The sequence below is a fragment of the Sphingobacterium siyangense genome, from assembly GCF_007830445.1.
Lineage (GTDB): Bacteria > Bacteroidota > Bacteroidia > Sphingobacteriales > Sphingobacteriaceae > Sphingobacterium > Sphingobacterium siyangense.
On sequence record NZ_VLKR01000022.1, the window covers coordinates 105,435 to 116,695 of the forward strand.

The 11,261-nt window shown below is 36.6% G+C and carries 9 protein-coding genes and 1 tRNA gene; 6 read left to right on the forward strand and 4 right to left on the reverse strand.

Annotation, left to right across the window (positions count from 1 at the left end):
• The first annotated feature begins 403 nt into the window (after window positions 1-403).
• Complete coding sequence (locus tag IQ31_RS18715) at window positions 404-1,483, forward strand: hypothetical protein (RefSeq protein WP_145329180.1); 1,080 nt, start codon at window positions 404-406, stop codon at window positions 1,481-1,483.
• A gap of 353 nt (window positions 1,484-1,836) precedes the next feature.
• The gene (locus IQ31_RS18720) at window positions 1,837-4,185 is read left to right on the forward strand and encodes an NB-ARC domain-containing protein (protein WP_145329182.1); all 2,349 of its coding nucleotides are present in this window, start codon (window positions 1,837-1,839) and stop codon (window positions 4,183-4,185) included.
• Window positions 4,186-4,484: 299 nt separating this feature from the next.
• Here the strand turns inward: IQ31_RS18720 and IQ31_RS18725 are convergent, their stop codons facing one another.
• Entirely contained in the window at window positions 4,485-5,417 is a 933-nt protein-coding gene (locus IQ31_RS18725; protein ID WP_145329184.1) for a LysR family transcriptional regulator, read from the reverse strand.
• 93 nt (window positions 5,418-5,510) lie between these two features.
• Here IQ31_RS18725 and IQ31_RS18730 point away from each other — a divergent pair, with 93 nt between their 5' ends.
• From IQ31_RS18730 to IQ31_RS18745, 4 genes are all read left to right on the forward strand, one after another.
• Entirely contained in the window at window positions 5,511-6,131 is a 621-nt protein-coding gene (locus tag IQ31_RS18730; RefSeq protein WP_145329186.1) for an NAD(P)H-dependent oxidoreductase, read from the forward strand.
• A 26-nt stretch (window positions 6,132-6,157) separates the two neighbouring features.
• On the forward strand, window positions 6,158-7,174 hold the full coding sequence (locus IQ31_RS18735; RefSeq protein ID WP_145329188.1) for a YncE family protein: 1,017 nt from the start codon (window positions 6,158-6,160) through the stop codon (window positions 7,172-7,174).
• 53 nt (window positions 7,175-7,227) lie between these two features.
• Entirely contained in the window at window positions 7,228-7,746 is a 519-nt protein-coding gene (locus IQ31_RS18740) for an SRPBCC family protein (RefSeq protein ID WP_145329190.1), read from the forward strand.
• Between the two features lie 200 nt (window positions 7,747-7,946).
• Window positions 7,947-8,801 (forward strand): L-dopachrome tautomerase-related protein, encoded by an 855-nt coding sequence (locus IQ31_RS18745; RefSeq protein ID WP_145329192.1) that lies wholly within the window; start codon window positions 7,947-7,949, stop codon window positions 8,799-8,801.
• A 511-nt stretch (window positions 8,802-9,312) separates the two neighbouring features.
• On the opposite strand, the gene IQ31_RS18750 is transcribed toward IQ31_RS18745, so the two are convergent.
• From IQ31_RS18750 to IQ31_RS18760, 3 genes are all read right to left on the reverse strand, one after another.
• Window positions 9,313-10,692 carry a site-specific integrase gene (locus tag IQ31_RS18750; RefSeq protein WP_145329194.1) on the reverse strand — a complete coding sequence of 460 codons (1,380 nt, stop codon included), beginning with the start codon at window positions 10,690-10,692 and terminating at the stop codon, window positions 9,313-9,315.
• A gap of 231 nt (window positions 10,693-10,923) precedes the next feature.
• Window positions 10,924-11,011 (reverse strand) — tRNA-Ser (locus tag IQ31_RS18755).
• A gap of 55 nt (window positions 11,012-11,066) precedes the next feature.
• Window positions 11,067-11,261 (reverse strand): YceI family protein (locus tag IQ31_RS18760; RefSeq protein ID WP_208734314.1); only part of this gene is annotated, 195 nt, incomplete at its 5' end.

Genomic DNA, 11,261 nt, shown 5'->3' on the forward strand with positions numbered 1-11,261 from the left:
TTTCGCTAGTCAATTCTATTCAAATAAACATTCGGCTAACAGTTTGAAAAAACCGTATTAAGAACAACTTAAAAATCCATTTAAACATCTAATTGCAAAATAATTAAGGACTAAGCTGGCTTCTCATAAACTTCCAACGAACAGCTACTAATCCTATTCTAGAATTGATTCGGATATGAGTTAAACCTTTAGTTCAATAAAGATTCTATTCATCTTCTTTTACTTTTAAACGCGATGCTTTTGAGAGCGTGTTTAAAGGTTATCTTGATTATATCATTCTCAAGCAATATGGTGAATTTGTAGATAATTTGTAGATAGGAGAACAGCATAAAGTTTATCTACCTTTACCCTCAGGCTGGAACGACAGCCGATCATTTTTTTGAGTAATATGAAGTAATTAACTATGAGAGAATTGAGATTTTTCCTGAAACTTATATTGGCCAGCTTTAGTTTTATTTTATTGATGGCATGCGGGAAGGATGATGATCCGATCGAGGATAGTCAACCTGAGCCGATCGAGGCCGATGTCTATGTGACAGGAATAAAAAAGGTGAATGGGGTAAACAGACCATTCTATCTTAATGGGGAAAAAGAGATTATGCTTGCATACAGCGGTAACGTATCTGCTACTGCTAACGATATTTTTGTTTCGGATGCGAATGTGTACGTGGTAGGGTTTATCAATTCCGATTTAACCTGGCAATATCACCCCAAGACTGCTGTGCTATGGAAAAATGGTATAATCCAAAATTTGGAAATGCCCGCCGCTTCGATAAGGTCGGAAGCTAGGGCAGTATTCGTTTCCGGAAATGATATCTATGTCGCTGGTAGACATCAAAAAGCCGGAGAAAATTGGATAGCTTGCGTTTGGAAAAATGGAAAGGTCATTAATGTGACGGACGGGACCAACACGGCCAGACTATATGATATATATGTCCATGGCAATGACATCTACCTGACCGGGTATGAAATAAATGACGAAATAGGAACTCAGGGTAAATACTGGAAAAATGGAACGCCAACTGTGTTGGAAAATAAGAATACTGAAAATATCGTCCCTAACCAGATCACCGTTCTCGGAAGTGACATATATGTTGTCGGTTCTGGTTTTGGAGGCATTGGACAGACTGTCCAGTACTGGAAAAACGGGAAACAGTCCATACTACCATCAAAACCAGCGCCAGTAAATTATGGTCAGGCAATAACAACAGAAGGAAGCAATCTCCTAATAGGCGGAACCCTGGATAACCAGCCAACAGTATGGAAGAATACGGTATCACTAAACTGGAACATCAACTCCGATCCTTCGATAGATGCTGAACTTTCAGACATGAAAGTACTAAAAGGAAATGTATTTGCAGCAGGATGGAGAAAAAATGGAACAAGTAGAACACTATGGATATGGAAAAACGGAAAGGAGTATTTCAGTACTGGACCAGATTCCCATTATACACCCACTAGTCTCTTTGTTGTTGAAAGATAATTGGACAAAGGTTTCCAAATGAGGGAATAAGAGGCTACATTATTTTTAATGCTAGTCAAAGATCGAAATGCGACCTGTTGTGTAATCGCAGATGAAATTAAATACTATGCAGGCAAGAAGTATCCATATTACAAAAAACGTTTTTTCTGAGATTGTGAATAATGGCAAATTTTCTAATTTCGGTTTGTATTGCAATAAGTTGTCTTGTCTTAGTTTAATAAGTGGATATTGGAGCGCCTGTGATTAACAGGGAAATATTAAAAAGTGAATCCAACAAAATTCGACAGGCAAAGTTAAACCGTATAAATATCACCTTAACCAAAAAAAAGGAAATTAACGAAAGTTATAAGGCAATGTGCGAATTGATATCGGACGATGCCCTTTTAGTTGGATTTTGCAGATGTGTTCATTGGGAATTTGGCGAATTAACGACCGAAGAGGCTATATACGCATTGCGACAAGAGATACTTGTTCTATTAACCGATAAAGTATTTGGCAATAGATCCGTTGAAATTATTTTTAGAGTTCTTTTATCTGAAATAAATCGGTGTTCCCAAGAAACTGACGCATCGTTACGATCAGTGGATAAAACTGATCTTCAGAAGCTTTTAGATTTAACAGATGCCGAAATTCAAGAAAGAATAGATCCCAAATTTATACGATTAATTGGTATTGAATTAGAAGAAATAAAGGATCGTATTAAAAACGTAGAATTAGTGCAAGAAAATCATGAAGCAGCCTTAAAAAATTTAAAACCACGCATCTTAGAAAGTACTGATCTTTCCTTGGTTCCATACTTAATCAATGTGGATAATGTCTTCGGATGGCAAAATGAAATTAAAGAAGTGTTTGACCTAATCGCCGATAAAAAGTTTATTTCCATTCACAATTTTGGTGGCGTGGGAAAAACAACATTTGCCAAAAAATTTCTTGCTCAATATCGGGATCACTACAATAATGTAATATGGTTAAATGTGGAGAATTCCGTGAGTGAATCAATTGTTCTGAATACTCCCCTGCAGAAAAACCTGCACATTAACTTGTCTAAAGAAACCACGGTCATTGAGCAATTTAATATGATCTTAAATGAACTCGATAAAACCGGAGAAAATAATCTTATTATCCTGGATATCCAAAAGAACCATGATCAGAAATTTTCTGAAATCAACAGAATCCTGAGCTTACGAAACTGGAAAAAAATCGTCCTTACACGTTCTAATTTAAAAAACCTAAATCCTTATTTACTTCCAAATCTAAATTATGAGAGTGCGTATAATCTTTTTAAATTACACTGTTCAAAAGAGTTTGATGAAACCTTATTTAGGGAATTTTTGGAATTTATTGAATATAATACTCTCACTATTGAACTCGTTTCCAAAACAATCGAGAATTCTTATGATCTAACACTAGAATTCATATATGATGCATTAAAGACACAAAATCTCAATAGCAATCTGCTTAAAATAGATATTGACCTTAATGATGAAGAAAATAGAGTCGTTGCAATCTTTGACTTTATCCTACAAAGCTTTTCCATTGAAAATTTAGAGAATAAAGAAAAGTACTTTTTACAATATCTGGCCCTGCTTCCGCCTTCTGATATCGTTATCGAAGATTTAATATTAATATGTGGTCGTGAATTCTATGACGGGAATAAACTTAGCTACCTAAATTCGATCAATGCGCTTGAGAAAAAAGGATTACTGCAATATGAAAACAATAAAAAAAGTATTCGGATCCACAAAATTTTACAGGAAACAATTTTATACCGACTAAGAAATGAAAATAGTCCATTTGTAGGGTTTATCTACTATATAACCTGGCTCTCCCATAGGTTAGCGGAAGGCTATAACAATCCCAAGGAATCTTTTAAATACTTAAAATATGCTGAATCAATTCTGAGGAACATTAAAGAAGAATTTCGCACAAATATTTATCAGCCACTCCTTCTATTGGAAAATGAATATTTACATCTTTCATCCTTTTTCTTTAGTCGTGAAAATATTGATAAACTTTGGGAAGATTTGATAAATAGAACGGAAAAATACTTAGGAAAGGATGCTCGTTGTCTGGCTACGATGTACAATAATCTCGCCTCTACTCTGAATGTTGAAAATTCTTTGGACACAATAATTAAGTATCAAAGAAAAGCTAATCAGCTATACCTGCAGAATATAGGGAATTTTAAAGATGGAGATCTCTTAATGTATATCACTTCCCTACATAACCTTGCTCAAGCATATCTATTAAAAGATGATCCGATAAATGTCGTAAAATGCCTTCATAAAGTAGCAACACTCCGAAAACAAAATTATTTCTACAACGATGCACAAATCGGAGTGGGCTATACCATATTATCACAGATACATCGTAAAACTAAAAACTTTGATGAATCTGATGCATTTATCAAAGAGGCAATAAAATACCATAATTCAATTCCGGCAGAAAAAAGAAACCATTTCTTGCTATCGAACTACTACAATAAACTAGCTGAGAATTCAATCTTTAAAAACAATCTGGAAGAAGCCCTATCCCATCAGCTCCAATGTGTTGAAATTATGGAAGAACAAGAAATAAGGAATACATACTCCGTAAAAATGTATGAATTTTTGATCAATTTATACAAAATCAGTACTGTTCCAGAAGTCTCTAAAGTTTATATCAATAAACTAGAATTATTAAAACAGCAGAACCAGAATTAATGGACATATCCAAAAGTGTTTTTTAAGACAAAAATAATATTGCCTATAATAATTTACAGATCGACAACTAGCTACTATAAGTAAAACTACACTTCATACCTTGAAGAGTAGCCAATATAAATGTCCTTTGCCTCAATGAATATTTCTATTTAGGCAAAGGACGTTTTACAATAAATATTGTTAAGTAGGACAAAGAACACATAGTCAGAATCTGTTTGTATAAGATTGCTCATTTAATTAACATTTTATCAAGGTATATTGTTATAGTTTACCACCAGATTCTAAAATTATTTTATCAATTAGACTGTATAAGAAGATAAAATAGGCTCCTGCATATCCGCATATTCAGCATTCAATTTTTCTTTCAAAAATCTAATCTGATCGCTATAGAGACTGTTCTTCCTCTGTCCAAAATACATGGTATTTTGGACATCATTGTACCCTCGCCACAAAACCTTGACCTCGCTTTTGGCAAAGGCCTCCCTGCAGATAAAATCAGGCAGTACAGCTAGACCCTGCCCTACGGACAGACAACGGATGATCGAAAATTTATTAGGAACAATATAATTAGGTACAAATTCCGGCATGATCCCAAAATTTTCCTGCCAGAACTGATTCAGAAGTTTCATGTCGGATGCTGTGTTATACCATATCTGCTGCTGGAACCAGTTTTTCAACGATTCACTGTCATTCGGATCGATCGTTTCCCAGCCTGAAAGATCGGTATTTTTTCCGCAGACAACCATCAGGGTTTCGGTGGTAAAGGCTTCAAACTCTAAAATATTATCCTCCTTTGGTTTTGTGGTCAGGATAAGATCTGCCCCGCCATTTTCAAGCAGTTCAGTCAGCTTCTCGTTCTCCCCGAACTGCATGATCAGGTTAAAGTCAATATAAGGAATATGCTGTTCAAGCGCCTGCTGAAAAGTTTCAACACACATCCCGACACTTACCGTAGGTCGGTCAGATCCGGCTTTACGTCTGAACCGCCCTTGGATTTCTTCAAGAACATTTAAAGAATGCTGCATCTGCTGATATAATAAATGCCCTCTTTCCGTGGGGACCATCTTTCGGGCTTTTCTTTCAAATAAAGGATAACCCGTATAAGTTTCCAGAGAATTGAGATGTATCCCAACTCCGGGCTGTGATACAAACAACTGCTTTGCTGCACCGCTCAGCGTTCCCGATTCATAAATAGCCTTAAAAGTCCTGAACCATTCCAAATTAGCATTCATGTATAAATATTTTTATAGTTATGTAAAAATACTATTATTTTTATTTAATAAAAACTGTCCATAATTTTGCATATAGATTTTTAACATATTGTAATGCAAAAGATACTGGTAATAAACGCAGGAATGAAATTTGCCCATTCCGGTGGTAAGCTAAATGAAACGATCACTTCTTGGGACAGATCGTTCTTTACTGCCAAAAATGGCTTTGAGCTTAGAATCACCGAAACCGGAGAAGGAGACTATGACATCGAAGAAGAAATAGAAAAGTTTCTTTGGGCAGACACTATTATCTATCATTTTCCCATCTGGTGGATGTATATCCCATTTACTTTAAAAGAATATATTGATAAGGTTTTTACTGCGGGACATCGAAAAGGAATGTATTATAGTGATGGAAGAAAAGCCGACAATCCCACCCGTAATTATGGAACCGGCGGGCTGCTTGGTGACAAACGGTATATGGTGACGACCACATGGAATGCCCCGGAGGATGCATTTACCATTCCCGAGGAATTCTTTCAAGGCAGAAGCGTCGATGATGGTGTTCTGTTTCCTTTTCACAGGATGAACGCATTCTGTGGACTTCAGCAGCTACCCAGCATACACTTCCACGATGTGGAAAAGAATGGCTCAGCGGAATTGGTCGAAACATTTAAACAGGAATACCTGCTGCATTTGAAGTCTCTTTTCAAAAATGATGGCGTGATTTTATAAATAGAAAATATGACCAAAGAAAAAATATGATCAATATAAAAAATTTACTGCTGGTGGCTTTTTGTTTTTCCAATACAGCAATCTTTGCGCAGCACCAGTATATACTGTCTCTGTCAAAGGGAGAAAAGAAACTTGTGGTCATGGACTATACCACCCTGGAGGTTATCAAAAAAATTCCTGTGGGCGATGATCCGCACGAAATTGTAACCAATAGCGATGGTACCAGAGCATATATCTCAGTTCCACTTATGAATGCGGGCGGACATGAAATCAACGTGATCAATCTTCAAACACTTGAACCTGAGCGAACGATCAATACAAGCCCCTTTAGCATACCGCATGGACTGGCTTTCAGGAATGATTCACTTTGGTATACTGCCCAGGGATCCAAAAATGTAGTCGTCTATGACCTCAAACAGAACAGAGCTGTTAAAGCTTTGGGAACGGGACAGGATTTTACCCACCTGATATACCTGACAAAAAACGGAAAGACCTTTTACACCACAAATGTTGAAAGCGGCACACTTAGTATCTATGAGAATAAGGAAATTCCGCCATATATGCCGCCAACAGGTATACTTCCTGCTAATGCAAAGCCTAGAAATGACTGGCGGCAGACCTTGGTGGATGTTGGTCTTGGAGCTGAGGGCTTCGATGTTTCCCCGGATGAAAAAGAACTATGGACAGCAAGACCGGATGGAACCATTGTGATAGTTGACCTCGAAAAAAAACAGGTTAAACATAAAATCAATACACAGGTTAAGGGACTCCACCGTCTAAAGATCACCCAGGATGGTAAAACAGTGTGTATCGTAAGTGTAAAAACTGGTGACCTGCTCTTCTACAACAGAAAGACTTTAAAATTAGAAAAAAGAATGCAGGTTGGACAGGGCGCCGGAATCTATATGGACAGTAACAATAGGATCTTTATTTCCTGTACCCCAAACAATTATGTTGCGGTGATTGACCTGTTGACACAAAAGGAAATCAAGCGTTTACCTATGGAGCGACCTGATGGTATAACTTCTGTTATTACCCCTTAATAAATTTAAAATCAAGCTTTAAAGGAGGCTATTAACAATTAAAATTATAAAATATGCAAAATTCAATAAACTGGCCTGAGGGATATTTACCGGGTCTAACAGATAATTATTGTTCAAATGAAGTAATTGTAAAAGGTTTGACCACAGAAGAAGTCTGGCGTTATTTAAACAATCCTTTTGCCTGGCCGAAATACTATGCGAATTCATCCGATATTGAATTTGAAAATAATGGCGGACCCGAGTTCACCGCAGATTCGCGTTTCCGCTTTAAAACATTCGGCTTTCCGATAGAAGCTGAAATAACTGAATTTGTCCCACCTGCAGATGGCAGACCGGCCAGAATTTCATGGCATGGATGGGCCGAAGGCGATGAGGAAACAAGACTGGACGTTATCCATGCATGGCTGATCGAAGATCTTGACGGCGACAGAGTTCGCATCCTGACCCAGGAATCACAGATCGGAAAACCTGCCAGAGAACTGGCTGCGCAAAAACCCAATCCAATGATCAATGGACATCAGGACTGGCTGGAAGGTTTAATAAAGGCTGCGCAGACTAAACTTGAAATATAACTTTAACTCAAAACAGGATCACAATGATAACTAGACTAATGCTCCCTATCATGTTCATGATAGGACTGAGTGTAAATGCCCAGCACTGAGAGAAGGTCACAGACTACAAAGGACAGCAGGTAACAGGAATCAGCGTAAATGAAGACGGACGGATTTTTGTCAATTTTCCTCGCTGGCGGGAATCGGTGAAATACTCGGTAATGGAAATTAGCGAAAACAAAGTGTCTGTACCTTATCCAGATACCAAATGGAACAGCTGGAAGCCGGGCAGTGCAATCAGTGATTCCCTTTTCGTTGCCGTACAGTCCGTAGTTGCAAAAAACAATAAGCTCTATGTCCTTGATACCAGGAATCCGTTATGGAAAGGTGTTGTGGACAATCCCCGTATTTTCGTTTTTGATCTCAAGACAAACAGCCTAATCGATGTGCTTAAGCTATCCGATGGCTCCTTCAAAGCTAACTCTTACACAAATGACCTACGAATCGACGATAAGAATGGATTTATTTATATGACTGATTCCAATGAACCTGGGCTAATTATATTTGATAAAAAAAATAGAAAAAGCAGGCGTGTTCTGGATCAGCATTATTCAACATCTGCTGAAACTGATCATTTGATGATAGATGGAAAAAAATGGGGCAGCAAGCCTGTCCATTCCGATGGGATTGTCTTTGATGAAACACGGGACAAACTATTCTATCATGCGCTAACTGGGAAAACACTTTATAGTGTCAGCGCGAAGACATTACGTGAAGGCTCTGAGCAGGAGATTGAAAGTTCAGTCAAAAAAGAGGCCTTAACTCCCTCTCCTGACGGTATGATACTGGATAAAAGGGGTAATTTATACATGGCTGATCTGGAAAAACATGCCATTGTGTTTATCAGTCCTAAGGGAGAGCTAAAGACTTTGGTCAAGAATGAGTCCGTAGAATGGGCTGATACCTTCAGTATTTATGGATCCTACTTATATTTTACGAATTCAAATATTCATAGGGTAGGATCAGGTGCTGAGGATCTCTCCTATCCTGTTTTTAAGATAAAATTGCCAGAATAATAAATCAGCGAGACAAAACATCTAAAAATAGCTATTATTAGGACTTGAAGGTAAAAAAGACTGTATTAGTGTACAGTCTTTTTTTATTAAATAACATTTTTTACTTTTTTTATTTTTAGCATCAGCGGCTATGGGTTTTGGTTACGCAGCCTGGAATATCGGAATTCTAAAAGGGAATCCTACTCTTTTGGCTGGTGCATCCTATTTCACTCCGGTATTGTCTTCTGTATTATATTCCTTTATGCTAGCGACAACTTTAGGATTATCATTTTGGCAAGGCTCCATAATGGTGTGTCTTGGATCAGTTCTTTGCTGGTTTGCTACAAAGGAAAATAATCCCACAAAAGGTAATTAATCTGAGAATATATTTTATCATACATCGTCTAAGTATTTTAATTATTGATCGAGTTATTCTTATGAGAAAGATAGTCAGATTGATATGTATCACCTTAACAAATCGATCATATAAAAGGGGAATATTAATTTCCTCTTTAAAATTTTTTGCCTCTATTTAAAGAAAAGTACTAGCCATTTTAAGTATTAACTCTAAAGCGTTTGATCTATTAATTAATGTATCGTTACTTTTATTCTGTTCTAACGATTTCAATGATTCAATTTCTTTACGAAGATCTAGAAGAAATGTTTCAATATTGTTCGATGATTTATCTTTTTTATTGCTTAATACTAATTCCAAATTTTTCATCTCTCTACCAATCGATTCCTGTTCAGTTATGGCATACTCTTCTGTCTGTTTTACAGAATAATGTCCAAGCATTTCTTTAACTACATGAATTGATACCCCATTATTCAAAGTAATTGTGCTAGCAAAAGTACGGCGAGCCTTATGGGTGTTTAAAGTTTCAGAAACACCACACAGCTCAGCAATCTCTTTTAGATATTCATTCATTTTCTGATTAGAACGGCCTGGTAGAACCGCTCCTCTTTTAATACATTCAGAATCATTACTGTATTTAGCAATTATCTCAAGAGCTTTTGGCAATAATGGGATATCAGTCCCAGATTTTGATTTTTGTCTACTGGACATAATCCACATACTGCCATCATCACCTTCTTTGATGTCATTCCATTTTAATTGAAAAGCATCAATATATGATAAACCTGTATAGCATTGAAAAACGAAAATATCTCTAACTACACTCAATCTATTAGATAAGAATACTTTATCTTCAATGCGCTGTAACTCAGCTTTAGTCAAAGGTTTCTTTTTCACCTTAGTTTTCCTACTTGTAAATAGCTTAAATGGATCTTTAGGGATAATTTCTTTTGCAACTGCCCGGAGTACTATCTTTTTGAAATTACTGATATATTTCAATGAAGTATTGTTCGAACACTTTCTGATAGTTTTTAAGTATAATTCATAATTTTTTACAAATTCATAGTTCAATGCAGAGAAAGAAAGATCTTCCCGCCCGTATTTATATTGGATAAATTCTGCTACATGAGAACGGGCAGTAACATATCTTTCACGTGTTCCATCAGAATACTCTCCAGTTTTAACTAAAGCAGCTATCTCATCATTATGTTCCAGAAATTCTTCTAATACGGAGTTATGACGTTTGTACTTACCATTCACAAAATCGATAAGATCAACAGCCGTAATAAGCTTATCATTATTCAGCAGTTCTGTCCGATAGCTGTTAATCTTGGTTCTAAATGAATCTAAAAAGAAATTGAGTTCTTTAGCATCCTCCTTGGTACCTATAGCTTTTTCTTCCTTTTGGTTCCATCTTGTAACATCCCACTGGCGTTTTGTGGAACATTCTTTTGTAATTCCATCCACCGTAATTCGAACATAGACAAGGCGGATAGCTCGGCTTTTTTCTCTTGGGCTCTTTAGAAAGAAGGTTAGCCCATAACTTTGTTCTAACATAATTAAACTTTTTAAGGGTTATAAATGTCGAACCAAAGATTTTTCCAGTTGTCAATGTGGCATTTTGTGGCACATTTTTGCAGAAACTCAATGTGCCACGAATGTGCCACAAAAATTATGAGTGTTTTTGAAAATTTCAGCAATTCCCATAAACAAAAAAATCCTGCAAATAATTGATTTTGCAGGATTTATCTATTTTTTAGTGCTTTTTAAAAATTTTAAAATTGCACCTGGCGGAGAGTGAGGGATTCGAACCCCCGAACCTGTGACAGTTAACGGTTTTCAAGACCGCCGCATTCGACCACTCTGCCAACTCTCCGCGACAAAAGTACGAATTTTCACTCTCCTACCAAATTTTATTTTATATATTATGCTTATTGAGCTTTTATAAACTGAATATCAGCACTAAATTTTACATCGTCGCTCACCATTACCCCTCCTGTTTCCAATGCAGCATTCCAATTAAGGCCAAATTCTGAACGTTTGATTTTGCCCTCTACAATAAAACCAGCTTTGGTATTTCCCCAAGGGTCTTTTTGGATACCTGCAAATTCTAAATCAAAAACGAC

What these genes read in the sequence shown, in the direction of transcription:
- IQ31_RS18720 (WP_145329182.1), top strand. Translation starts at nt 1,837, where the DNA reads ATGTGCGAATTGATATCGGACGATGCCCTTTTAGTTGGATTTTGCAGA.
- IQ31_RS18725 (WP_145329184.1), bottom strand. Translation starts at nt 5,417, where the DNA reads ATGAATGCTAATTTGGAATGGTTCAGGACTTTTAAGGCTATTTATGAA.
- IQ31_RS18715 (WP_145329180.1), top strand. Translation starts at nt 404, where the DNA reads ATGAGAGAATTGAGATTTTTCCTGAAACTTATATTGGCCAGCTTTAGT.
- IQ31_RS18745 (WP_145329192.1), top strand. Translation starts at nt 7,947, where the DNA reads ATGGAAATTAGCGAAAACAAAGTGTCTGTACCTTATCCAGATACCAAA.
- IQ31_RS18740 (WP_145329190.1), top strand. Translation starts at nt 7,228, where the DNA reads ATGCAAAATTCAATAAACTGGCCTGAGGGATATTTACCGGGTCTAACA.
- IQ31_RS18750 (WP_145329194.1), bottom strand. Translation starts at nt 10,692, where the DNA reads ATGTTAGAACAAAGTTATGGGCTAACCTTCTTTCTAAAGAGCCCAAGA.
- IQ31_RS18735 (WP_145329188.1), top strand. Translation starts at nt 6,158, where the DNA reads ATGATCAATATAAAAAATTTACTGCTGGTGGCTTTTTGTTTTTCCAAT.
- IQ31_RS18730 (WP_145329186.1), top strand. Translation starts at nt 5,511, where the DNA reads ATGCAAAAGATACTGGTAATAAACGCAGGAATGAAATTTGCCCATTCC.